This is a genomic window from Paenibacillus sp. 19GGS1-52 (assembly GCF_022369515.1).
In the GTDB taxonomy this organism is placed as follows: domain Bacteria; phylum Bacillota; class Bacilli; order Paenibacillales; family Paenibacillaceae; genus Paenibacillus_AQ.
In genome coordinates this window covers 1403339-1427334 of sequence record NZ_CP059724.1, presented here as the reverse complement: position 1 = coordinate 1427334, position 23996 = coordinate 1403339, and the positions used below count along the sequence as shown (strand labels likewise).

The following is a 23996-nucleotide window of genomic DNA, read 5'->3' as shown; positions in this document are numbered from 1 at the left end:
ACCAAGGGTGCGGGTGCGGGTGCGGGTGCGGGTGCGGGTGCGGGTGCGGGTGCGGGTGACAAGTTTGAGCATTGGATCGAAATGGGAATTGTGAGTAACTGAGTAAGAGTATTGGAGTCTATATTGACGAATGTACACTTTATAATAAATTTGTCCGCTCAGCTCTAACTGAACTCGCAACGCATCATGAAGTTCGTGTTGCTTCCGCTGGACCAGCGGAGCTTAAGCCGCCTTGCGGCGGCTTCCGGCGCGGCGCCCCCGGCGAACGCCGCCGCGCGCCCGTTTGCCCCTGGCGGTGCCCCGCCGCCGGGCTGCAACCGCGCTGCGCCGCTTGCGCGCCGCGCGGCGCACAGCCCTCGGGCGCTCGCCCCGGCGCGCCCGAGACTTGGCGCGGCGCAGCCTGCCGCGCCGGAGCTTGCCGCGCCGGAGCTTGCCGCGCCGCAGCCGGGCGGCGCGGCGTGCACTGCCCTTGCGCGGCTGCGGTGCCGCCGGTGCTGCGGGCTTGCTCTCGCCCGTGGCTTCGCCAACGGGCGGGTCTGGCACTGCCACCGCTGCGGGGGGACCCGCAAGCTGGGGCAGTGCAGTGCAGTAGCGGAGGCTCCACCGCTCCGCCAGACCAAGCATGCGGGCCCGGTAAGCCACCGGCCCGTAGATAAGATTGACGTACTCGCGGGCCTGAGCACCTATGGCCGCCGCCAGTCCCGGTGCGGCCAGCAGGGTATTTACCCTTTCGGCCAGCATTTCAATATTCTCTGCAGGCACAAGATAATCGCCACAGCCTACAGTATGCAAAATTTCGCGCAACCCACCGGAATCATAAGCCACTACAGGCTTGCCGAAGGACATACCTTCCATGGCAGTCATGCCGAAACCTTCGCGAATGAGGCTGGGTACGACCAGCACATCCATGGCACAATAAGCAGCCGGAAGACACTCTTCATATCCAACAAACTTGAAACGGGAGGTTAGTCCTTCCAGCTTCACCTTACGCACACAGCGTTCATAATAACTCTTGTCACCGGGTGTACCGATAACAAGATATTTAGACTTCGGATGAACGGCTGACACGAAGACTGCCATTTTCACGAAATGCTCCAAGCCCTTTTCCTTATTGATGAAGGAAGATATATATCCGATAAGCGGCTCCTCCGGCCGTACCTTCAGCTCCCTCCGCCGCTCGCCCCGCAGCTTGCTCCATGCCTCAACCATCATCTCTTGATCATTCCAGGAAGGGGGAATTTGAGTAACCTTACTCTCCCGTATATACTCTGGAAAACAGGCTGCAGTTGTCTGCGAAATAGCAAGAATCTCGTCGCTATTGCGATGAATCAAATCCACACTTATTGAGGTATACTCATTCTCCGTAATCGTCTCTGATATTTTCCATACCACCGGAATATGAAGCAACTTTGCCGCTAGTGCCGGCAGTAAATGCACACAGGTGCTAGTAATAATGAACGCTGGACGCATAACTGCCAACCAATCTGTCAGTTCGTGATACTCCTTGCTTTCCTGGAACTTACGCACATCCGCCTCCAGTCCTGCATAAGGAGTGTAAATTCCATACACAAGTGGAATTGACATCAGCTGAATATTCAAGCCGAATTTGCGGGCCTGGCGTGTCAGTTTACCTTCCTGGGGAGCCACAAGAATACAGTTGAAATATAGGGATAGCTCCCGGGCAAAGAACAGCAGCAGCTTCTCCGCGCCAGTAATGCTGTGTGTATTAGAAACATGGGAAAAGAGGACAATTGTTGCTTTGTCGGCCATGGCGTCTTGGCGCTCCTTTACAAGGATCTGGAGCAGCCATTCACCTCCTTAAAAGTTTTACGAAGCCAACCTGCTCTGTGTTACTTCGCAGTAAAACTTGCTTCGAAAGCATACCCTTAGTTTTACGAAGCCAACCTGCTCTGTGTTACTTCGCAGTAAAACTTGCTTCGAAAGCATACCCTTAGTTTTACGAAGCCAACCTGCTCTGTGCTACTTCGCAGTAAAACTTGCTTCGAAAGCATGCGCTTAGTTTTACGAAGCCTTGGAACGAACAGGCAAGTGCCGTGAATCCGGTACTTCAGTATATTGAGTGTGTGCAGATGCGGCACGACACCTGTCCCCCGTTAAGCGCACAATTCCTTTTTTGCCCATTCTCCACAACTGGACTAACCGTAAATAATGGAAAACAATTGATCCAGGCGTTTGATATACGTATGATCCTTCAGAGTGCGCTCATAGGCACGCAGTACAATGGCCCGGCGTTCCTCCTCATGCGTCAGATAGTAACTGATTTTATCCATCATTTCCTTCGGGCTGGCAAACGTCTCAATTTCTTCACCCGGTTTATAGAAGGAACCCATATCATCTCTCGCATCGCACAGCTGCAGCGTGCCACTTGCCGCAATTTCAAAGGTGCGCGGATTCGGTGAAACCGCAGGTATTAACAGGCTATTGTTATTGGCGACCTCGTCAATATGGGAACGGTGCAGGTTAATGACAATTTTGGAGCCACTGTAGGTTACGGCCGTCTCTTGCGGTGACATCCACTTGCCAATCTCTATGCGTTCACCATACAGCGGGGCCTCCGGCAGGCGATCCCACCAAATTCCGTTAATCACAGTGTTGTAGCTCATCAGCTCCGGCAGAATCTCGCGGAAGAAGTTTACCCGATTCCAGTAAGCAGAACCGATAAAGCTGACATCCCGATTTATAGGTGAGCGGGTCGTGGTTGGACGGTAATGCTCCCGATGAGCAGCAAAGGGCAAATAATGCACTTCGGAACAGCCCAGCCCCTTGTAGAAATCAATACAATTGCGTTCAAGTGTAAACACATAATCGTAGTGCATGACAATTTTCATAGTGAAGTCGGTATAGTAGGGATCATCCGTCAGCCAAATCGCTGTCTTGATGCCCGAAGCTCGCAATGATGCAATTTGTTCAAGTGGTAAATCCATACCGTCTAGAACCAGCACTAAATCTGGTCGCTGCGCCGCAGCAAGTTCCACTAAATTCTGACGCACATCGGTGATCGTGACCTGAGCTGCCAACCTCTGAATTGCAAAGAGAACTGCGTCATCCAGCGGTGAATAGGGATACCCTTTTCCCGAGGCAACATACATGACGTGAATATTACGTACTGGTAGTGGTGCTTCTGGCCGCCCATCCAAAATAGCCAACCTTCCCCGCAAATAGCCTTCATCATATCCACCCTTAAAGCCAGTTAACCGTCCCCGCAGCTTTTCTTCTTCTGCAGTTGTCAGAGGCAGCGGGGGAGTAGGTAATATAAATTGGTTTTCCATACGTATCGCTCCTTTATCTCGTATTAAATTTCATTCATGTGCAGTTATAACATTCAGCAAATGAGGTAGACGCGCGGTAAATGTATGATGCAGCAGCGTCGTACGCAACCCCCGTAAAGCGAACAGACGGCGCTCTTTTTCATGCTCCAGATAGTATTCAATTTTGGACTGCAGCTCCTCTGCAGAGCCAAAAGTGTCTAGATCATAGCCAGGCCGGTAATAGTTCCCCAGATCGTCCCGGACGTCCGTAAGCTGCATGGTACCGCAAGCACTGATCTCATAAGTGCGAGGATTAATAGAACGCGAGGGAAGATCGAACGAGTTCCGGTTATCCTGTCCCGCCCCCCACGGACGGTGAATATTGATGACTAACTTGGCACCGCTGTAGTAATTGGCTGTCTCCTCCGGCGGAATAAAGCCGTTGCTGATAAAGGGAGACAATTGGTCATAAGTCGCCAGTCGTTCCCAGAATCCTCCGGCGATAAGCACTTTTTTACTGCTAAGAAAAGGGGCAAGCTTATCAAACAACTCCGTCCGGTTACGAAAAGCATTTCCGATAAACACAATGTCGTATTTATATTGGGGTCCTGTGCGTCGCGGATAGAACATTTTGGGATTAACACACAGCGGCAAGTAATGAACGGACACCACTCCAAGGGATCGATACCAATCTACACAACCCAGTTCATGCGTGAATACGTAATCGTAATGCTTGCAAATGACTGAAGTAAACTCTGTAAAATAGGGATCATCTACAAACCAAATTGCCGTTCTAATCCCCAGCTTACGCATTTCCGAAATCTGATCTAAATGGTTCTCCGGGAACACATGCAGCCCATTCATGACCAGTACAGCATCCGGCAACTCCCGCGCTGCGATTTCCAGCATATCTTCCGGAGTGCTAATTACAAGCTCGCTTACGAGCTGCCGCAAAGCCTCTGCTACACCTGCGTCAATGGCCTCAAACCCTTGAGGAACATACATCAGCTTCAGTGTCCGGCATGCCTCCACATTCATGGAATTCGTCCGCTGCACTGCTTCGCACCTGCCTAGATGATATCCATCCTGATAACCGTCACGGTATTCCCGTGGACGTTTTTCTCTCTTCTTTACTCTCACGGCCTTCACCCTGCCCCGTCATATTCTCAAGACAGTATAACTATATGCGGAGTCAGCATCCGCCTCATGGACATCTGTCTGTAACTGACCGAAATTGGCTGATGTCCCCTGTCTTACGCCCGGCTTGCCCGAACCTTTCTAGAATCTATCCACGGAAGTCTAGTGGATTATTATTCTGGAAGTAGGAGATAACCCTTTCAGAAAGTTTACAAATTCTGTTATCATTAAAAAGAAACGGCTTCGCCTTCCTTTAATGGACGGTACCCGAAATAATTATCCGAAGTGATGAGGAGGAAGCAATGAATAACAGCTTGCTGTACCTGCGCCATGCAGAACTGCTTCGTGATAAGGTTCCTTCGTTTCACGATTATCCATTTAATTTGCCTGTGATTCGTTCTCTGGAGCGGCTTATGTTTGAGAAACAGGTTACCTTTTTTGTAGGAGAGAATGGCACGGGGAAGTCCACCTTACTTGAAGGAGTCGCTGCAGCCTGGGGGTTTAACCCTGAGGGAGGGACACTTAATTTCTCCTTTAATACGAAATCCTCGCATTCGGGGTTATATGAGTTTTTCAGAATTGCCAGGGGGGTCAAACGTCCGAGAGATGGCTTCTTCCTACGTGCGGAGAGCTATTATAATGTAGCCACTTATATTGATCAATTGGATGCGGAGCCCGGTTCCTATCCGCCCCTCAGAAACTCCTACGGCGGCAAGTCTCTGCACGAGCAGTCCCATGGTGAGTCCTTTTTCGCAGCGTTCTTACACCGCTTTGGGGGCCGTGGCCTCTACATTCTCGATGAACCAGAGGCAGCTTTATCCCCTCTGCGGCAAATGTCGCTACTCGTGCGCATGCATGAGCTCGTGCAGCAGCATTCGCAATTTATCATTGCTACCCATTCGCCCATTCTAATGTCCTACCCCGGTGCAGAAATCTTCCTACTGGAAGGAGAGAGTATCCGTTCCGTCGCTTTGGAGGAAACAGAGCATTATACCGTGACCAAAGCGTTCATGAATAACCGAGAGAATATGCTGCACGAGCTACTGGGAGAAGAGTGACGAGATTTCTATTCTTATAACTCTAAAAGTTAGAAAAACAGCCAGTCCCCCTGTTACTTGGAGACTGGCTGTTTCAAGCTTCCGTTCTATTGTCCGCCTTCATTCCCTTTGACTTGCCATGCTAGCTCGACCTATGTACAACGTCCTTCTCTAAAACAGTTGGCTATCCTTATCTGTGCTGACATCAATATACTCATTTATGAGAGCATCTAGTTTTATAGATTGGCGAAGCACTCTTGAATCACTCATTCCAAACTCTAATGCTAATCTATTGAGCTCCCGCCGGGCCTGCTCAATTTTATCCCGATGATCATCAGTACTCATAGCGGTCTCCTTATAGAATGAGACTCTTTTAAAGTCATTTTCTATTTATTTACTAAAGTTCCAAACAACATTGTATTCTATTATTGAAGAGTGGTCAATTGATAAAACTACCGAAAGCACATAAGAATAAAGGATATTGTGAAACCTATCATTCTTAGGATCTGTGCTTTCCTATTCCAACCATTTTTTGTAAAATAAAACCAAATATAACCACGACCATCATATCAAAACATACATTGAACAAGAATAAATGCTTGCCGATATCAGCTCGACCGTCCCCAAGGATCGGTACCAAAAAGGAGAATATTCCGATTAGCCCGAGCAACATCAGCAGCTCACCTGCAATCCGTCCGCGAAGCTCTTTACTGCGGAAATACTGGAATAACGCCCCGGCAAAATACACCAAGTAAAAAATGACTAAAAAGCCAAGTGTATGTGGGATATGATTATTTTTAAACTGGCTCCAAGCACTGTACGTATAGGATAATGCCCCTACCGGTTTATGCTCCCCCAACTCATAGTTGCCAAGATAATAAGGACGAATGGACATGCTATTGCTTGCTGCATATTTCATATTATTTATTAAGCGATTCGGATGCTTCAAATAGAAGAACAATACGTCCTTATGCGAAACCCGGTCATAGAAATCTGGCTCTAGTGAAGGATCATTTTGCTTGATTACTGTATCACTCTGAAAATAATTCGTTCCCGCCAGAACCTCCAGCCGCTCCGGCAACCCCAGATCCTGCAGATCTCCCCGAACATCTGGCGATTCGTTTAGAATACCAAAGAATACCGTCTGATAGAGGTTAATATGCTTCAGCTCTTTAGGCGCGGCCACGTACATAATAACAGAGACCAGACACACGGCTACAGAGAACCGCAGTGCCAGCTTTCTCCAATTACCCGCACCTTTAAGCGTCGCAAACCGCAGGAAGATCAGAGCAAAAGCAATACCAATTGGCGCGTTCTGAATTTTGGAGCAAATTAGAAAGAGCACCGCTATGAAGAACAACGTCAACCCCTTGGTTGTTGGCTTCTCCTGGCTTGTAAGTCTCAAGCCGAGCGCAAACGTCAGCAGCATAAATACCATCGACACGGGTTCTCCAAACAGGGAGTTAAAATAGGTCAAATAGCCAATATCATAGAATACGAACAATAGGGCAGCACCTAGCAGCAGACCTGTGATATAGGAGCCGCGGGCATTATGCTTAACGAGCAGCCAGGTAGCCGCCAGCAGCAGCAGCGCGTAGACTGTTCCTAGCAGACGGATATCAAAATAGCTGCCGTGGAATAACCCGCCAATCAGTCTTGGCACCAGCACTAGCAGAATCTGTGAGGAAGGATAGAATCCCTTAAACAAATTCTCATAGGAAAAACGGGAATGGCTGAAGCTGAAAAAGCGGTCAGCATATGTCTCAGCTGCATCGTAATAGTTCAGTCCGATCGTGTTCATCATACGCAGGAAATCCCCGTTATCGGCGACTCCAATAAAAGGCCGGAAGAACAGCAGATAAATAATGAGCCCACAGCCAGCAAGGACTATGAGATTTTGCGGTTTAACCAGTCTTTTCATGCTCTCCCCTTACCGCTGCGGAAGCAGCTTTACATATTCATCAGACAACTTCATTAGCTTCAATATATAATCGTAATCATTTTTATATTTACTGAAATCGGCCACCGGTGCCAATGTAGTAAGCGAGACCGCCTCACCATCCTGGAACTCTTTGCCGGGCACAAACATAATGTCATCGTTGAAAAAGGTGCCCGTCGGCGAATAATAACGCATCCCTACTACATTACGATCAATATTGAGCAAGTCATGCCCAAACGCTGTAAAACCTTCCCCTTGTAAGGATACACCCAACAGGTTGGCAATAGTAGGGAGAACATCCAGTTGTCCACCCGTTCTGTTCACTACTTTCCCTTCCACCATTCCCGGCACATGTACAATCAGCGGAATATTAAAGCGGCTAATCCGTGCATCATACTGGATACCAAGTGCTTTCTCCACCTGCTCCGGCGGAACATCCTTAGGCTGCAGGCCAAAATGATCACCGTACATTACCAGCACTGTATTGTCCCACAGGCCGTTTTTCTTCAGTCCATCGATTAACGTACCGATAGCATAATCCGTGTAATTAATAGCTGTCAGATAATCACCCAGCATGGTATCTTTCAAATCATCGGGCATCGTTATTTTTTTGAAGGAATCTGGAATTTTAAAAGGATGATGGCTGGAAGCTGTGACCATCTGCGCATAAAAAGGTATGCCCTTCTTCTGCTGCTCCGCGAGCTTCTCCACACCTGTAATATACAGCTGCTCGTCGGAAGCGCCAAAGGCATTAAAATGGTCATTCTTATAGTAATCCTTGTCATAATAACCGTTGAAATCAAGTGCTGGATATAGCTCGTTGCGATTCCAGAAGCTCACCTTGTTCACATGAAAGGTATATGCCTCATAGCCCTTATCCCGCAGCAACCGCGGCAGGCTGGGTAGCTCCCTGTCCCCAAACCCCGATGACATAGCCAGCGTCGCGATCGGATAAATCGATGTATTGCTCATAAATTCAGCGTCAGACGTATTGCCTGGACCAATCTGCTGGAACACATGCGGGAAATAAAAACCCTCTCCAGCAAGCTTATTCAGCACAGGTGTCAGCTCCTGACCATCTAGTGATTGGTGCAACGGAAAGTTCTGAAAAGCTTCCATTTGAATTACTATTACATTTTTACCCTTTTGCGAGCCAAAATAATCCGGGGTTGTGCCCACTGGTTTAGCACTATACGAATAGGTGGCTTCAAGTTCGTTAACCTTCGCTATCGTTTCCTTAATATCCCCTGTGCCTATCAAACCTCTATCTTCATTGGCTCTAATCGCCGCCACTACCTCATAGTTCAGAAATCCACTGCTTTCCGCTTGCACAAGCTCGTTCGTAATCCCTTGGGAAGCATGGATCGTGTATGCCGAGAGCGAGGAACCCCCAATAATAGCCACCAGAATGACAATTAAATGGGTTCTCCGCGCTCGCGGTGAAATATATCGCTCACGTGAAACGGCCGGTCCTCGTTTCCATCTGCGTACAGCAAGCACAATGATAAGAGCTACGAAATCAATGAAGAACAAATAATCAATTCTTTGAATCGTCGATTTCACACTCTCCTTCACCTGAAATACCTGGTCAAGCTCTGTCAAAGCCTGATAAGTCGGCACCGAACCAAAATGATTGTAATAGACACTTGCCGCGAACAGCAATAGCGTTAGCACCCCATTAAAGATCCAGTAGACAGCCGTTTTGATCCTGGCAGGTGTAATGACAGCCAATATCCCCATCAACAGGAGCACTGGTGCGATCTCCGCCCCAATCCATTCCCAGGCGATCATATCAAAGAACAGGAATCTCAGCAGCAGCAGCTTCAAACACAGCAGACCCAATACAATATAGAAGGGAGCTCTTACAGGCCCGTATTTTTTCTTGTTCATATTTTCACCTCATAAAATATCAGATCTCCCTAGTATAACAATACTTGACTGCTTTATCAAAAATAACCCTAATCATACATGCATATTTATAATTGATATTGCATGTTATTTCTACATACAAAAAGATCCTCAGCGTATTGTCGCTAGGATCTTTTTGTTTCCATCTACTGGTGTTTTTTTTGATGATCAATGCTGAATAACAGTGATACCCAACTTCCTATATGGAGCAAGCACCTCTTCGGAAACGTCTGGCGTAGTCACCATATAGGTCAATATAGAAGCAGGCGCAACAACAAAGGGGGCAGAGGTTCCAAGCTTATTAGAAGTCACCAGCGCGACTATCTCTGACGAGTTAGCAATCATCGCTCGTTTGACATAAGCCTCCTCACCATTCGGCAGAGTGATGCCGATCTCAGGATGAATACTGTACACCCCTAGAAAACACAGATCTGCACGAATATATTTCAGTTCCTCAATCGTGGAAGGACCTAGATTGACTAAGGAATCCTTAAATAATTTCCCACCGAGCATAACCACTTCAATACCGGGATGGACCGCGAGCGACACAGCTACTGGAGGACTATTGGTAATTACCGTTGCCGTAATGTTATGTGGAATTAATCTTGCAACCTGCAGCGAAGATGTACTGCCATCCATCAGAATGACTTGACCGCTGCGGATTAACGCAATAGCGCTTTGGGCAAGCGAACGTTTCTCCTCAGCAGAGAGTCGCTCCCGATCTCCGAAGCTGACCAGTGTAGGTGATGACGGCAAAGCACCACCATGCACCCGGTGTAGCCGCCCCCCGGAATCCATCTCCCGCAAATCACGACGTACCGTATCTTCCGATACGCGCAGGCGGCTACCGAGCTCCGCTGCGACCAATTTCCCCTCTTTAGCAAGTATCCCCATAATAAGTTGCTGCCGTTCTTCTTTCAGCACAGGTAAAGACCCCTCGTTCATCGTCCTCACGGGCGAAGTGTATAACAATGCGATGGCTCCCGACAGCCCAGCATTTGTCTACGTAAATTATAGCGCACGTAGATTAACGTTAGTCAATAATTACGTCAGGGGAGTGTGCAGCAGCAGTCTTTTTATAGAACGATTGGCCTCATGTAGTACAATCTCCTTATCAACGGTCTTCATAAGGCCTTTATCCATCACAATTACACCGTCAATAATCGTCGTCTCTACATCAGCCCGAGTAGCGGAATAGACAATTCGGGAGATGGGATCTACATCATAGGATGGAAAAGTGTGAAAGTTATACAGATTGAGAATAGCCAGATCGGCTTTTTTACCTACTTCAATACTGCCAATCTTGTCTTCCATCCCGACCGCTCTCGCCCCGCCTATGGTCGCCATCCGGAATACACTGCGGGCGTCCATCGTGGTCGGCCCGTGTTGCGGCTTCTGAATAATTGCTGCCAACCGCATCTCGTTGAACATATCCAGATTATTGTTGCAAGGTGCTCCATCCGCTCCAAGGCTTAAATTGATATGCTCGTGCAGCATACCTGGTGTATCCGCAACCCCGGAAGCCAGTTTCAGATTGGAGCCGGGACAATGGCTGACATGTACACCACGATCGCGCAATATCCGTCGTTCCTCTGCATCCAGCCACACACAATGTGCCAGGATCAGCCGGTCATTAGCCAGGCCCAAATGATCCAGATAGACAATATTGCGCATGCCGGTCATCGCCTGCACAATTTCAATTTCCCCCAAATTCTCAGAAGCGTGGGTATGCACCTTCACCCCATAATGCGCTGACAGATCACGTACCTCCATTAGCAGTTGTTCCGTGCAGGAAATGACAAAACGTGGTGAGAACGCGTACTGAATCCGACCTTCTCCATACCCATTCCATTTCTCCAGCAGATCTACGCTCTCTTGTAGAGACGAATTCGTATCCTCTTGCAGAGCCGCAGGAACATCTCCACCCTTCTGATCCATCATCACCTTGCCGGATAAGGCCCGGATGCCGCTTTTGGCAATAGCCTGAAATGCAAAATCTGTATGATGCACCGTCTCCATATCAACAATCGTTGTCGTCCCGCTGGAGATTAGCTCGCCTATGCCAAGCATAGCCGAATAATAAAGCGACTCTTCATCATGTGCCGCTTCAAGCGGCCAGATCCGGTTACGCAGCCAATCCATCAGCTCCAAGTCATCCCCCTTGCCACGAAAGAGCGTCTGACATAAATGAATATGGGTCTGTACAAACCCGGGGATGACTGTGCGATTGGTGGCATCGATGATCGTTTCATCACTCTGAGGGACCAGACCCGTGCCGATCTCCACAATAAGGCTATCCTTGATTCTTATGTCTCCGTGCAGAATTTCCTCCTGCTTATTCATCGTAACGATCTCCGCATTCTTGATCAATATGTTCCCCATAGCCTTAATCCCCCTTAATCGTCGATCAGTTTATAGCTGCAAGTAACACAAAAAGGCCACAAAAATATGCCAAAGCATATTTTCGTAGCCAGAAATTTACGGTTCCCGGTAGAGACCCTTAAACCAATTATTAAGGATATACGAAAAAAAGGATTATTCAATTCAATCTGAATAATCCAATCATAAATTAGAGACAGCTTTATTGTCAACATAAGTTAGTTAAAATGACACAAAGATTATTTAAACACAAATATTCGACGTTTTATATAAAATTAGCTTTTAACAGGTGATATAATATGACATGAATCCACTATTTCGTTTAGTTCGGGGCTACTTCTTGTCCGTTACCTATATTCAATACCTTCTCGAACACAGGGAAACTAGCTGTACGGCCCGGGAAATTCACTTCTCCTCTGCGGTCGTAGCCCAAACGGGAATATAGCTCCAGCGCTCTGGCATTCTTAGTATATGTATCAAGGCGAATACTTCTATACCCGTTACGCGCTGCATAATCCTCAGCAAAAACAATCAGCCTCCGGGCAATCCCCTTTCCCTGAACCTGGGGATCAACAGCCAAGCGGTGCATAATCAGATGTGGCCCTTCATTGTGTACCCACTGGATGCTCTTATACTCTTCTGCTTGATTCTCATCTAGCACAATAATGCCAGCAACAGCGTTATTATGCTCACAGACAAATAAAGTAGCGCGTTCAATATCCAGAGCGATAATCTCTTTGTTTGGATAGAGTGCGTCCCATTGATCGCTCCCGCCGTCCTGCATGACTTGTACACATCTGGAAATCAGGTCCATAATCTCTGCAATCTCTTCCTTATGCGCATTCCGAATCTCATTACCCACTCCTAATCCCCACTTTCATATCGACATTTGAACCCAGCAAGATTCTGTAATGAAGTCTATCATATGGGGAAGAAATTCGAAACTTAGATATTCGTGGTGTTGGGGAACCCGTGAAGAACAATTGCTCCTCTGGACTTGCGTCTCTGGGTTCCCTCTCCCGTTATCTTTTTGCCCGCCTCACTTTAACTCCAGCTTATTCCCGTCCTCGAAGCCCTTGGCGAAACCGGCGTCGAACCCCACGTTGTATGCTTCGGTGTAGCCCTGCTGATAGGCGTCTCCCGGTGGCGTTTCCGGAGGGACGCCAAGATCCGGGGGGAGTGGAATGACCTGCGGGGCCTGTTGCGCCTCAACAACGGGTATGATCTGGATCGGTGGCTGGATCACTTGTATACTCCGAATGACCCGGCGGCGAGTTCTTCTCTTCTTGCGTGGCAGCAGCGTTTTCTTGCTCTTTCCATAACGGACGACTTTATGGATAATCCGTCTGCGGGTTTTACGGACAAGACCTTTGCGGACGGGGCCTCTACGAACTTTAGCCCTCCGTGACAGTAACAATGTGCGTCTGCGGGTCGTTTTGCCCGAACGCAGTCCTATTTTCTTCATTTTTCTACTCCTCCTGTACTCCGTGTGCTGTGGAGGTTCCTCTGGCGCATGTTAGGGTTCAGCCATGGCGCAGCAGGAATTCCCTGTTTCGGCCGGTGCAGCGAAATACCGGACATCATCCGGCACATGGCACTTTGATATTGGCTTAGGATTCTGATATTGTCGCTCAGCTTGCGAGCCGTCAGCTCGGATTGACCTGTAAGCTCAGCGATGCTCTCCAATATAGCTGCCAAAGCGGCCTGACTGCGAGCTATGGAGCGGATCATCTCCAGCTTAACCGCATGTTCCGATAGCTTGTTGCCGCTCATTTACTGTCATCTCCAAAGCCAAATCCATCACTCGAGCCGCCACCAAAGCCTTCACCTCCAGCGTCATCCTCACCGCTGCCCAGCACTGCTTTTAAATTACTGTACAGCCCGTTCTCAAGCTTGGTCAGACCCTCCACCAGCTCCACGATCACTTCGTGAATGGAGAGAGATTCCTTCAGTTGCTCTTCATGGGAGTCGAACGCTCTAGCGTGGATATGATGCTGTGTCCACTGCTTCACCTTTTCCGCTTCCACCGCCTTGGCTTCCAGAATCATCGCGATGTTCCACTGGATGGTTGCGGTCGACTCCAGCATTTGCAGATAAGCCTTTTCTCTGCTCATCTTCCGCCTCCTGCTCTTTAGCGTTACTCTTCTTCCTGTCCGTTCAATTCCTTAATGACTCTTCCTACCCCTTCAGCCATCGCTTCTTCCAGATCAGCAAGCGCGTTCAAGTAGGCAATGATATTCTTGTTTACTTGACTCGAGCTTTCGACCAACCCGCTGAAATCACCAAAATCAGGGTCCGCATCAGGCAGATCGTGGACAATTTGCGACATACGGACGGCCACGTGGCGTTCAGCGTCGAGAATCCGTGCCATCTGTTCGTGCGTATGGGCCATGTGCTGCAGGACCTTAGTTATTTTACTCTGCACCTTCATGTCTCCTTTGCTCAAACGCCCTGAATACAGCATATGCGGCAGAAGCCCTGACGGTGCTACGGAAAGTCGGTAAGTTCTGGATTGCCGTTAGCCTCCAACAGGTTTAAAATATGGAAGCAATATATTGGGATTTTTTTACACAGAAATGGAGTGAATTGTATGAAGTTGCACAGCCTTCGCCTCGATTTAGCGCCATTAACAGCAGCCGAGCTCTCTCTAGCTGTTAATGATTATGAAGAACTTCAGCGCCAACTAGGCCTCAGAACCCTCAGTACACCTTTAGACGAAGAGATGTTATATGCAATGAGAGTAAGGCATAGCAAAGTACTGCAGGATCAGGAGAATTACCTGTGGTTGACCAATTGGGCGATTATTCAGCAGGAAGATCAGTGTATCATTGGCTTCATCATCCTGAAGGGACGCCCGAATGAACAGGGTGAAGTCATCGTAGGCTACGTGGTAGATGAAGAATATCGAAGAAAGGGATATGCTACAGAGGCGCTGCAGACCCTCATACAATGGATGTTCAGCCATCCCGGAACACAATCTGTAATTGCCGATACCGAGAAGGATAATGTGGCCTCACATCAAGTTCTGAAACATTTGGGCGCACAGCAGTATCGGGAAACCGAGGATCTTTTCTGGTGGCGTATCGCCAAAAAAAAGCGCCGCCCTTAAGGCAGCGCGTCTTTAAGCTTCTCCCCTGCTTCACTCAGGGACTGGAACGTACCTGCATCACTCCACCATTCTTTAAGCACATCGTAGCTAAGCTTGCGATCAGCAGCATAAATATTGTTCACATCGGTAATTTCCAGTTCCCCCCTTTTGGAAGGAGATATTTGCCGGATCAAGTCGAACACGGCCTCGTCATACATATATATACCGGTAACGCAGTATTTGCTCTTAGGGTGCTGCGGCTTCTCTTCAATGTAGGCAATCCATGCTGAATCCTGACTGTCAAATACAGGAACGCCATATCTGCGCGCATCCTCTACCGGTTTCAACAGCACTTTAGCTGTGCCTGACGGTTGCCGGAGATAGCTCTCCACATAAGGAGTCAGATCATCCATAAAAAGATTGTCACCCAGCAGTACAACAAACCGTTCACCTTTGGGAATGAATCCTTTCGCAAGCTCCAGTGCTTCTGCAATGCCTCCAGCGGCCTCTTGGATTTTGTAAGTCAGAGATACACCAAAGGAAGCACCGCTGCCCAGAAAATCCGTGTACAGCCCTGCAGACTGCTTGCTGATGACCAGAAGGATATCGTTTATACCTCCTCGGCGCAGTCGGTCAATGCCGTAACACACCATAGGATATTTGCCGACCGGAAGCAAATGTTTGTTCATAAGCCGGGTCAGCGGATGAAGTCTTGATCCTGTTCCGCCCGCCAGTATGACTCCTTTCACTTACTTTCCTCCTCTTTGTCTACGTCTTTAGCTACCCAGGTCTGCATTTTAGATGAACATTGCAGGGTCCACGCCCCACTTATCCATAAAAATCTTGCGATTTCGCTCTACCAGCTCCTGCCAGCCGGAATGATATACCTCTTTGAAGCTGGCACTTCCTTCATGATGCACCAGGCAATCCCCGGCAATTAGCAACCGGTAACCCTGCATTCGGGCACGCAAGCAATAATCATCATCCTCGTAATGTCCCGGTGAAAACCTCTCATCCAACAAACCCACAGCTTCCAGCACTTCTCTTTTTAACAAAAAGCATAATCCTATCAGCCGCCGCGTCTCCTTCCACTTGAACGGGTTAGGGATATTCGCTCTCTTCGCAGCTTCATGAAATTCCGCAAGTCCTTCATAATGGGTCTTTACTTGCTGCGGTCCGCTGGCGTAGTTCGTTACAGGTCCCACAATACCAATATCAGGCGCACTGTATAACACAGCCTTGAGATTGTTTAACCAGCCCTCGGAGACCGTTACGTCATTATTCAACAGCAGCAATTCATCACCGCGGGCCAGTAGCAGACCGAGATTGCAGGCCGAGGGGAATCCGCGATTGTCAGGCAGGGAGATAAATGTAATCTTTTCCAGACGGCAGAAAGCGTCCGTCCCATCCTGTGAGGCATTGTCCACAACGATAATTTCATAAGGCGTCGCCGTATGGGCTCTGATCGCTTCCACACAGCGACGCAGCAGATCGAGACCGTTATAGGTAGGAATAATAATACTCGTCAGCGTCATAATCCGTTCCTCCAGAGGGCCAATTGCCGACGCTGCTCTTGAAGACTCTCACCATGCAGGAAATTACTCGTAGCCCGCTGTGAAAGAACCGTAAACAATGCTTCAGCATGGTCACCGACAATTAGCTTTTCCACAGGGTTGCCAACCCCCGTATTCGCCGGGCGCAGCCGATTATGCTTGATGACGTTTACCAAACGTGTCTTTTCCACCCGCAGCTTATTCAGTATGGCGATGGCCTGCGCTTTGGGAGGAACCATTAATTCACGATAGCCAATGCTCTCTAGGGCGTGTCGGGAAAGCGCATGAGGAACAGCCGTCATTGAGCTGACCCCGAGATCACTCCGGCCCAGCACGAAATTTAAGAATAGCTTGCAGCGTATCACATCATCACTAGATCCAAACGGAGGGAGCAGCGAGTCCAGATCATTAAGCGCAACATCTACTCCGCCGTCTACAGCGGCTGCGAATGAGGCCAATTGTGGAGCAGGAATAACCATATCCCCATCCAGAAACAGCAGAATATCCCCCTGCTCAGCTTCGCACCAATCGCCCGCCCTACATCATGCCCGGCAGAGTCCGGGCAGTGTACAACAATAGCTTGCCTGGATAACCGAGCTCGCTCAAAGCTGCTATCCCTACACCCGTTTAGCACAACAATTATTTCCGTGGGCTTCAGACGCGCAACCTGCTTCAGCAGGCGCTGCAGGGTCTCTTCCTCATTCCGCGCTGAGATAATTACCGATAACGTTCCGTGGAATACGGGAAGTGCCTGTGATGTCTTACCCACTGTCAGCACCAGAGATTGAGGCGGGCGGCGGGCGACCGACTTACTGATTGTCGCTGTGCCTGCCACAGCCCGGCGGACAGTGGATTTGGATGTGGCTGATGAGCCACTTCGCCGCCGTGACTTCTTACCCAGCTTAGCTCTAGGCATCAATACCATCACCTCACCATCTCCCGGCGTCGGCTCCCGTCACTAAACCCCGCTCTGTCCCTCTGTCGCTGCAACAGCATGGACACAGCCTCCAGATGATCCCCGATGATAACCTGCTGCAAGGGATCATAACTGCCTGCCTTACGACGAACGGTGTTTAATTTCCCTACAGGCACTTTGTGCACAGTCTCAATCCGTAGACCGTCCATGATTGCACGGGCATGTGCCAGGGGCGGACGGGATAACAATGCGCTTCCTAGAACTTCAAGCGCCTTGCGGCTCATCGCATGCGGAACAGCTGTCATTGAACAGCCGTTCAGATCTGAGCGACCTAGCAGAATATTCAACGAATACTTGGCAAGCACCACTGGATGGGGCACAACGTTACGAACCGGTCCGGAATAATTATTGAGAGCTATGTCTGCACCACGGCTAACCGCCGTCACAAAGGGGCGCAGCTGTGAAGCGGGAATGACCAGATCTCCATCTGTAAATAACACAATCTCACCTTTCGCTGCTTCTGCTCCGACGCTGCGGCCAACGTCGTGTCCAAGCGGCTGTTCAAAGAAAATGACACGTGCACCTGACGAAAGGGCAACCTCTGCCGTGTTGTCGACGGAACCGTTGACTACCACAATAACCTCACAGCGCGAATGAACACCTCTCGCTCCGGCTATCACTCTGGCAATAGTCCGAGCTTCATTCATAGCTGGAATAACAACCGATACATAAGGTTCCGGGTGATTAGCTGCAGGCAATGCAGCGGTTGGCCGTACCGGACGGGAAGATCGCCGCGTTCGTATTATTGGTGAAACCCGCCGCCCCGTGCGGCGGGCTGAAGTTCTTTTTGGCTTCAAGCTCATCCACCTTCCTTACAGGGCTTCTTCATCGGGCTTTAGGGTACAACACAGTTTATGTAATACGCTTCACAGGGTAACGGCCAATGTCACCCTGCACATAGAAAAGAGGACAAAAGGCTTCCTGCACCGACTTAATCTAGATACAACAAAAGCGCAGCCATAGGCTGCGCTCGCATTTTGTACTAGTCAAATAACCGATCATCAAACAGCGGTTTTGCTAAAGGTGCACCGATGGCGATCCAGGAGATCACACCATAGAAATGTGGGGTCTCGCGCAGTCGAACCACTTGGATCACAGCTTCTCCGATTGCCCGGCTCTTCAAGGAAGCATAGAAGTAAGCTTGATTCGTCATGGCAACCAGCACATAGCCAGTATGGCCAAAGCTCTCATCGAATGATACGGTCACTTCTACGCTTTCTGCGTCTCCATTGAACATGAACGCCGTCATCCCGAACTGCTGGAGCGTCTCTCGTTTCCCGGCACTCTGTACAGGACTAAAAGACAGATGTTCTGTATTCACCGTCCCGTTTGCCAGATGCTCCCCGCTTACTGCACCAGGGGCAATATGGTAGCCCTGCACACTCTCTTCCTCCAGATGACGGGATTGAACAGCGAATGAAGCAATTTTGGAGGAATCTATAGCTTCGTCCTGAATTTCCGTCACACCTACCGCACCTGCTAATAGATGAGTTGTACCCACACTCCCCGTTTGCAGTTTCGCGCCGGTAATGCTGCCATCGGGCAGCAGCTCCACAGTCCGGGTATCTTCGGCAAGATGCTCCAGCCTAACGATGCCAGGTCGCAAATGCCGCTCTTCCAAGCTTTCGTCAGCAAGATGTTCACCGAATACGCTATTCGGCTGTAAATGCAGAGAATTCACTGCTCCCTCGGCTAGCTTCTCTCCAGTAATACTACCGTCTGGCAGCAGCTCGGAGGTCCGGGTATCTTCAGCTAGATGCTCCAAGGTAATGCTGCCAGAACGGATATGACGGCTCTCTACTGAATCTCTGGTTAAGTGACCCCCATATATACTACCTGGCGCTACGTGAAACGATTGGATCGAACCTTCCGCCAGCTTAGCACTGGTAATGCTGCCGTCTGGCAGCAGTTCAGCTGTCCGTACTTCTTCGGCCAAATGCTCCAATTTAAGGCTGCCGGAACGAATGTGACGGCTCTCTACCGTGTTTACAGCTATATGACCGCCATATACACTGGCTGGTGCGAGATTGAAAGAATTAACCGTGCCTTCTGCCAGCTTAGCACCAGTAATACTGCCGTCTGGCAGCAGCTCAGAGGTTCGCACCTCTTCTGCCAATTGCTCCAACTTGATGCTTCCGGGACGGATATGTCGGCTTTCCACGATATTCACAGCCAAGTGAGCACCATTTACACTGCCCGGTGCCAGATGAAGCGAACCCACCGAACCTTCCGCCAGCTTCTCTCCAGTAATGCTGCCGTCTGGCAGCAGCTCGGTGCCATAAACCTCTTCTGCAAGGTGTTCCAGGGTAATACTTCCCTGAGTTAGGTGCCGACTCTCTATCGTCTCCTCAGCCAAGTGATCACCATTTACACTGCCCGGTGCCAGATGAAGCGAACCCACCGAGCCTTCCGCCAGCTTCTCTCCAGTAATGCTGCCATCTGGCAGCAGCTCGGAAGTTCGCACTTCTTCTGCAAGGTGTTCCAGGGTAATACTTCCCGGAGTTAGGTGCCGACTCTCTATCGTCTCCTCAGCCAAGTGATCGCCATATACACTGCCCGGTGCCAGATGAAGCGAGCCCACCGAGCCTTCCGCCAGCTTCTCTCCAGTAATGCTGCCGTCTGGCAGCAGCTCAGAAGTTCGCACTTCTTCTGCAAGGTGTTCCATTGTAATACTCCCCGGTGTTAGGTGCCGGCTCTCTATCGTCTCCCCAGCTAGATGAGCGCCATTTACACTGCCCGGTGCCAGATGAAGTGAACCCACCGAACCTTCCGCCAGCTTCTCTCCAGTAATGCTGCCGGCTGGCAGCAGCTCGGAAGTTCGCACTTCCTCTGCAAGGTGTTCCATTGTAATACTTCCCGGAGTTAGGTGCCGACTCTCTATCGTCTCCTCAGCCAAGTGAGCACCATTTACACTGCCCGGTGCCAGATGAAGCGAACCCACCGAACCTCCTGCCAGCTTCTCTCCAGTAATGCTGCCGTCTGGCAGCAGCTCGGTGCCATAAACCTCTTCTGCAAGGTGTTCCAGGGTAATACTTCCCGGTGTTAGGTGCCGACTCTCTATCGTCTCCCCAGCTAGATGAGTGCCATTTACACTGCCCGGTGCCAGATGAAGTGAACCCACCGAACCTTCCGCCAGCTTCTCTCCAGTAATGCTGCCGTCCGGCAGCAGCTCGGTGCCATAAACCTCTTCTGCAAGGTGTTCCAAAGTAATACTTCCCGGAGTTAGGTGCCGACTCTCTATCGTCTCCTCAGCCAAGTGATCACCATATACACTGCCCGGTGCCAGATGAAGCGAACCCACCGAACCTTCCGCCAGCTTCTCTCCAGTAATGCTGCCGTCTGGCAGCAGCTCGGTGCCATGTACCTCTTCTGCAAGATGTTTCAGCGTGATACTGCCAGTACGGATGTGATGACTTTCCACCATCTCCCCAGCCAGATGAGCGCCATATACACTGCCCGGTGCCAGATGAAGTGAACCCACCGAACCTTCCGCCAGCTTCTCTCCAGTAATGCTTCCGTCTGGCAGCAGCTCGGTGCCATGTACCTCTTCTGCAAGATGTTTCAGCGTAATACTGCCGGTACGGATATGATGACTTTCCACTATCTCCCCAGCTAGATGAGCGCCATATACACTGCCCGGCGCCAGATGAAGTGAACCCACCGAACCTTCCGCCAGCTTCTCTCCAGTAATGCTGCCGTCTGGCAGCAGCTCGGTGCCATGTACCTCTTCTGCAAGATGTTTCAGCGTAATACTGCCGGTACGGATGTGATGACTTTCCACCATCTCCCCAGCCAGATGAGCGCCATATACACTGCCCGGCGCCAAATGAAGCGAACCCACCGAGCACTCCGCCAGCTTTTCACCAGTAATACTACCGTCTGGCAGCAGTTCTGAGGTTCGCACCTCTTCTGCAAGATGCTCCAACTTGATGCTGCCAGGAATCATATGCCGACTATCTATACTCCCCCTCGCTATGTGACTGCCATGTATACTTCCAGGTAACATATGAATGGAGCCGACCGAACCCTTCGCCAGCTTTTCTCCAGTAATACTGCTATCTGGCAGCAACTCGGAAGTTCGTACCTCTTCCGCAAGGTGTTCCATTGTGATACTTCCCGGAGTAAGGTGCCGGCTTTCAATTGTCTCCATAGCCAAGTGAGTGCCATATACACTGTCCGGTGCCAGATGATGTGCGTGAATAGAGCCTTCTGCCAGTTTATTCCCTGAGACGCTGCCATCAGGCAGCAGATTGGCGCTCTTAACCTCTTCCGCCAAATGCTGAAGTGTAATTTCACCTGAACGAATGTGGCGGCCTTCAATAGACTTAAGGATCAGTTGATTGCTTCCCACACTGTCTGCAGCCAGATGAAGGGAATTCACGGAATGGTTCGCCAGCTTCCCGCTATCAATACTTCCGTTCTGTATCTGTATAGAAGAAATCGCGTTCGGGGTGATATGCCCATTGCCGATGGATAACGGGCGGACATGCACTCCGCCAATACTCGCCGGAGCCAAGTGCCTACCTTGCACAGCACTATCACTAATCGAATTTCCGACGACCGCTCCCGACGACAAGTGTTCAGTTTGAACAGCTGAGACAGCTAGCTTGACGGAATCCACACTACCATCTGCGAGCTTGGCAGAGGTGACCGACAAGTCGTTAATTTTATCCGTTGATATGCTTTCCGGCGATAGCTTCAGCGAGGTCACGGCATGATCTGCCAGATGGTGCGGTTGGACCGCTCCAGCGGCAAGATGAATCTCCCTAACCGAACCGGAAGCCAGCTTATCTCCGGACACTGCGCCAGACTGAAGAGCTGCAGAGGTCACGCTATTCTCTCCAAGATGTCTTCGTTCCACGGCGCCCGGGGCCAAATGCTCAGCATCCACTACGGCTTCCTGCAGAACTCGCCCGCTGACACTGGCATCGGCCAGATGTTTCTCCTCCACTGCACAAATAGCAATATGTTCCCCGCTCACGGTTTCACGAGCGATAGCATTGCCGACAACCGCACCCGCTGCCAGCTTTGTTGAGCTCACGGACCCATCTGCCAATTTGGTGGTAGTAACACTGGATGAATGGAGATGTTCTCCTGTCACCGAATCCCAAGCCAGTACTTCGCCAGTGACTGCCCCTGAGGACAGGTGACGGGTGTAAATGACTTCATCCTGCAGTTGTTCAGATCCCACCGATTCTGCTGTTAAATGAGAATTGTCCACGGATTCCCGTTGCAGATGAACAGAGGATATGGCCTGCATAGCAATCTGCGGACTGCGCACCGCAGATTTGGCGATATGCCGGGTAGTCACGGCTTCATCTGCCAATTTATGGGCCAGTATACTCTGGTCGGCGATCTTCGAAGAGGTGACAGCTTGCTCGATAATCTGTGCGGTACCCACAGCTCCCTCTGCCAGCTTCACAAAAGAAATACTACGGTCGGCTAGATGACGGCTGAGTATCTCCCCATCAGCAATGTGGCCGCCGGTCACACTTTCCGAACTCAAATGTACGCTTCGGACAGCTTCCATCCCGAGTTGTCTAGAACCTACCGCCCCTTCTGCCAGATGCGTACTCTCTATCACACCGGGCTGAAGCTGCTCCTTGCCAATCAACCGGATAGCAAGCTGCTCCCGTCCAATGGCCCCCGGCGCCAGATGCTGTGACTTGATGACATGGTCACTAAGGTGGCGACTCTCAATGACGGCATCACCCAGCTTTGCGCCGCTGATTTCACCATCAGCGATTTTGTCGCCGGATATCGCTTCATCTGCCAGCTTGGAACGGTCAATACTTCCGTTGGCCAAGTGACGGCCTGATAGGCTGCTGCTCTGTATTTTGTCGCCGGTAACTGCACCGTCCTCCAGTAAATCAGCCGTAATAATAAACTCGCTCAGATGGCGGCTCTCTATCGATTTATCCCCGATTTGGCTCCCGCCGATGATTCGATCAGCCAGCTTCTCCGGACCGATACTGCCATTCTTCAGCTTCTCACCACCGATCGAATGGTCCAGCAGCTTGCCTCCGCTAACACTGCCTTCCGCTAAATGCTCGCCCGAAATGGATTCCGGGGCGATTTTGGAGGAAGTCACTGCCTTGTCCGCGATATTAATGCTCTGCACTGCGTAATCCTGCAACCAAGGTGTACCGATGATCCCGAATTTCAGCCTTGACCCGTCGATGGTACGGGGAGCGATCTTAGTTCCGGTAACAGCTCCATCGGACAGATCATCCGTATACACCGGCTGCAGGCGTTCCTTCTCGGGAACGGATAATGGAGCTGCGGATAAATGATCCGCCTGTTCCTGAAGCTCTGCTTCCACACTAGGCTCTGGCGGCACAATACTTGCTGAATGCGGTGTTACCTCTTCTAGTTCTGCTACACCTGCCCCGACCCCGCTTACCTGCATGGCCTGAACTGGCAATAGCCCTGATTCACTGCTGACGATCTCAACATTTCCTGTGAATTTCGGACCGCTTACCAGCATGCTCAGTTCCTCTGTATTGGGGTTATCCACATAATAGAGTCGTTTTTTCGGAATGCGCGGCTGCTTTCTTTTGGAGCTCCTCATAAGAGTCTCCTCCTTCCAACTATTGTTTCTCGTAGGCATCATATGCAGCGGACTGGGCTGATGACACCCTTAGAGCAAAGCTTGCGGAAAGGAGTAATGTCTGAAAAGCCGTTTTCTAACGATAAGTTATCGTATGAAA

The 23996-nt window shown here is 50.0% G+C and carries 21 protein-coding genes and 1 riboswitch; of the genes, 2 read left to right on the top strand and 19 right to left on the bottom strand.

The annotated features are described in order from the left end of the window. Positions 1-222: 222 nt before the first annotated feature. From H1230_RS06630 to H1230_RS06620, 3 genes are all read right to left on the bottom strand, one after another. Positions 223-1770, bottom strand: a complete 1548-nt coding sequence (locus H1230_RS06630; RefSeq protein WP_239714745.1) for a glycosyltransferase — start codon at positions 1768-1770, stop codon at positions 223-225. 386 nt (positions 1771-2156) lie between these two features. Then, positions 2157-3290 carry a CgeB family protein gene (locus tag H1230_RS06625; protein ID WP_239714744.1) on the bottom strand — a complete coding sequence of 378 codons (1134 nt, stop codon included), beginning with the start codon at positions 3288-3290 and terminating at the stop codon, positions 2157-2159. A 30-nt stretch (positions 3291-3320) separates the two neighbouring features. After that, positions 3321-4418, bottom strand: a complete 1098-nt coding sequence (locus H1230_RS06620; protein WP_481857121.1) for a CgeB family protein — start codon at positions 4416-4418, stop codon at positions 3321-3323. Positions 4419-4708: 290 nt separating this feature from the next. On the opposite strand from H1230_RS06620, the gene H1230_RS06615 reads away from it, so the two are divergent. Further along, the gene (locus H1230_RS06615; protein ID WP_239714742.1) at positions 4709-5464 is read left to right on the top strand and encodes an AAA family ATPase; all 756 of its coding nucleotides are present in this window, start codon (positions 4709-4711) and stop codon (positions 5462-5464) included. Between the two features lie 150 nt (positions 5465-5614). On the opposite strand, the gene H1230_RS06610 is transcribed toward H1230_RS06615, so the two are convergent. The 10 genes from H1230_RS06610 to H1230_RS06565 form a co-directional block, all read right to left on the bottom strand. Continuing rightward, complete coding sequence (locus H1230_RS06610) at positions 5615-5788, bottom strand: aspartyl-phosphate phosphatase Spo0E family protein (protein ID WP_154121564.1); 174 nt, start codon at positions 5786-5788, stop codon at positions 5615-5617. A gap of 154 nt (positions 5789-5942) precedes the next feature. Beyond that, positions 5943-7364, bottom strand: coding sequence for a glycan biosynthesis hexose transferase WsfD (gene wsfD / locus H1230_RS06605; RefSeq protein ID WP_239714741.1), 1422 nt, complete (start codon positions 7362-7364; stop codon positions 5943-5945). A 9-nt stretch (positions 7365-7373) separates the two neighbouring features. Beyond that, on the bottom strand, positions 7374-9272 hold the full coding sequence (locus H1230_RS06600; RefSeq protein WP_239714740.1) for an LTA synthase family protein: 1899 nt from the start codon (positions 9270-9272) through the stop codon (positions 7374-7376). 186 nt (positions 9273-9458) lie between these two features. Beyond that, a complete protein-coding gene (locus H1230_RS06595) occupies positions 9459-10214 on the bottom strand; it encodes a DeoR/GlpR family DNA-binding transcription regulator (RefSeq protein WP_239714739.1) in 756 nt (251 codons plus the stop codon). 120 nt (positions 10215-10334) lie between these two features. Further along, positions 10335-11672, bottom strand: a complete 1338-nt coding sequence (locus H1230_RS06590; RefSeq protein WP_239714738.1) for a 5'-deoxyadenosine deaminase — start codon at positions 11670-11672, stop codon at positions 10335-10337. A gap of 65 nt (positions 11673-11737) precedes the next feature. Next, positions 11738-11836, bottom strand: a riboswitch (purine riboswitch). Positions 11837-11991: 155 nt separating this feature from the next. Then, the gene (locus tag H1230_RS06585; RefSeq protein WP_239714737.1) at positions 11992-12531 is read right to left on the bottom strand and encodes a GNAT family N-acetyltransferase; all 540 of its coding nucleotides are present in this window, start codon (positions 12529-12531) and stop codon (positions 11992-11994) included. A 177-nt stretch (positions 12532-12708) separates the two neighbouring features. After that, positions 12709-13134 carry a hypothetical protein gene (locus H1230_RS06580; RefSeq protein ID WP_239714736.1) on the bottom strand — a complete coding sequence of 142 codons (426 nt, stop codon included), beginning with the start codon at positions 13132-13134 and terminating at the stop codon, positions 12709-12711. Further along, positions 13131-13442 (bottom strand): hypothetical protein, encoded by a 312-nt coding sequence (locus H1230_RS06575; protein ID WP_239714735.1) that lies wholly within the window; start codon positions 13440-13442, stop codon positions 13131-13133. Before H1230_RS06575 ends, H1230_RS06580 begins: the two co-directional genes overlap by 4 nt. Next, a complete protein-coding gene (locus H1230_RS06570; RefSeq protein ID WP_239714734.1) occupies positions 13439-13783 on the bottom strand; it encodes an alpha-helical endospore appendage domain-containing protein in 345 nt (114 codons plus the stop codon). Before H1230_RS06570 ends, H1230_RS06575 begins: the two co-directional genes overlap by 4 nt. A gap of 23 nt (positions 13784-13806) precedes the next feature. Next, positions 13807-14100 (bottom strand): nucleoside-diphosphate sugar epimerase, encoded by a 294-nt coding sequence (locus tag H1230_RS06565; RefSeq protein WP_154121557.1) that lies wholly within the window; start codon positions 14098-14100, stop codon positions 13807-13809. Positions 14101-14259: 159 nt separating this feature from the next. On the opposite strand from H1230_RS06565, the gene H1230_RS06560 reads away from it, so the two are divergent. Next, positions 14260-14778, top strand: a complete 519-nt coding sequence (locus H1230_RS06560; protein ID WP_239714733.1) for a GNAT family N-acetyltransferase — start codon at positions 14260-14262, stop codon at positions 14776-14778. Here the strand turns inward: H1230_RS06560 and H1230_RS06555 are convergent. The 6 genes from H1230_RS06555 to H1230_RS06530 all read right to left on the bottom strand — a co-directional run bounded on the left by H1230_RS06555 (position 14775) and on the right by H1230_RS06530 (position 23857). Beyond that, the gene (locus H1230_RS06555) at positions 14775-15506 is read right to left on the bottom strand and encodes a sugar phosphate nucleotidyltransferase (protein ID WP_239714732.1); all 732 of its coding nucleotides are present in this window, start codon (positions 15504-15506) and stop codon (positions 14775-14777) included. The genes H1230_RS06560 and H1230_RS06555 overlap by 4 nt on opposite strands. A gap of 48 nt (positions 15507-15554) precedes the next feature. After that, a complete protein-coding gene (locus tag H1230_RS06550; protein WP_239714731.1) occupies positions 15555-16292 on the bottom strand; it encodes a glycosyltransferase family 2 protein in 738 nt (245 codons plus the stop codon). Continuing rightward, on the bottom strand, positions 16289-16789 hold the full coding sequence (locus H1230_RS06545) for a hypothetical protein (protein ID WP_239714730.1): 501 nt from the start codon (positions 16787-16789) through the stop codon (positions 16289-16291). The genes H1230_RS06550 and H1230_RS06545 overlap by 4 nt, the downstream gene beginning before the upstream one ends. Next, positions 16744-17235: a glycosyltransferase family 2 protein gene (locus H1230_RS06540; protein ID WP_239717156.1), complete on the bottom strand. Its 492-nt coding sequence runs from the start codon at positions 17233-17235 to the stop codon at positions 16744-16746. Before H1230_RS06540 ends, H1230_RS06545 begins: the two co-directional genes overlap by 46 nt. Beyond that, positions 17235-18089, bottom strand: coding sequence for a glycosyltransferase family 2 protein (locus tag H1230_RS06535; protein ID WP_239714729.1), 855 nt, complete (start codon positions 18087-18089; stop codon positions 17235-17237). The genes H1230_RS06540 and H1230_RS06535 overlap by 1 nt, the downstream gene beginning before the upstream one ends. A gap of 179 nt (positions 18090-18268) precedes the next feature. Further along, entirely contained in the window at positions 18269-23857 is a 5589-nt protein-coding gene (locus H1230_RS06530; RefSeq protein WP_239714728.1) for a WIAG-tail domain, read from the bottom strand. Positions 23858-23996 lie beyond the last annotated feature (139 nt).

Excerpts from the sequence above, each read along its gene's own strand:
- H1230_RS06570 (WP_239714734.1), bottom strand. The coding sequence starts at position 13,783 with ATGAGCAGAGAAAAGGCTTATCTGCAAATGCTGGAGTCGACCGCAACC.
- H1230_RS06530 (WP_239714728.1), bottom strand. The coding sequence starts at position 23,857 with ATGAGGAGCTCCAAAAGAAAGCAGCCGCGCATTCCGAAAAAACGACTC.
- H1230_RS06590 (WP_239714738.1), bottom strand. The coding sequence starts at position 11,672 with ATGGGGAACATATTGATCAAGAATGCGGAGATCGTTACGATGAATAAG.
- H1230_RS06630 (WP_239714745.1), bottom strand. The coding sequence starts at position 1,770 with ATGGCCGACAAAGCAACAATTGTCCTCTTTTCCCATGTTTCTAATACA.
- H1230_RS06545 (WP_239714730.1), bottom strand. The coding sequence starts at position 16,789 with ATGGTTATTCCTGCTCCACAATTGGCCTCATTCGCAGCCGCTGTAGAC.
- H1230_RS06600 (WP_239714740.1), bottom strand. The coding sequence starts at position 9,272 with ATGAACAAGAAAAAATACGGGCCTGTAAGAGCTCCCTTCTATATTGTA.
- H1230_RS06565 (WP_154121557.1), bottom strand. The coding sequence starts at position 14,100 with ATGAAGGTGCAGAGTAAAATAACTAAGGTCCTGCAGCACATGGCCCAT.
- wsfD (WP_239714741.1), bottom strand. The coding sequence starts at position 7,364 with ATGAAAAGACTGGTTAAACCGCAAAATCTCATAGTCCTTGCTGGCTGT.
- H1230_RS06610 (WP_154121564.1), bottom strand. The coding sequence starts at position 5,788 with ATGAGTACTGATGATCATCGGGATAAAATTGAGCAGGCCCGGCGGGAG.
- H1230_RS06615 (WP_239714742.1), top strand. The coding sequence starts at position 4,709 with ATGAATAACAGCTTGCTGTACCTGCGCCATGCAGAACTGCTTCGTGAT.
- H1230_RS06550 (WP_239714731.1), bottom strand. The coding sequence starts at position 16,292 with ATGACGCTGACGAGTATTATTATTCCTACCTATAACGGTCTCGATCTG.
- H1230_RS06580 (WP_239714736.1), bottom strand. The coding sequence starts at position 13,134 with ATGAAGAAAATAGGACTGCGTTCGGGCAAAACGACCCGCAGACGCACA.
- H1230_RS06560 (WP_239714733.1), top strand. The coding sequence starts at position 14,260 with ATGAAGTTGCACAGCCTTCGCCTCGATTTAGCGCCATTAACAGCAGCC.
- H1230_RS06535 (WP_239714729.1), bottom strand. The coding sequence starts at position 18,089 with ATGAGCTTGAAGCCAAAAAGAACTTCAGCCCGCCGCACGGGGCGGCGG.
- H1230_RS06540 (WP_239717156.1), bottom strand. The coding sequence starts at position 17,235 with ATGGTATTGATGCCTAGAGCTAAGCTGGGTAAGAAGTCACGGCGGCGA.
- H1230_RS06575 (WP_239714735.1), bottom strand. The coding sequence starts at position 13,442 with ATGAGCGGCAACAAGCTATCGGAACATGCGGTTAAGCTGGAGATGATC.
- H1230_RS06625 (WP_239714744.1), bottom strand. The coding sequence starts at position 3,290 with ATGGAAAACCAATTTATATTACCTACTCCCCCGCTGCCTCTGACAACT.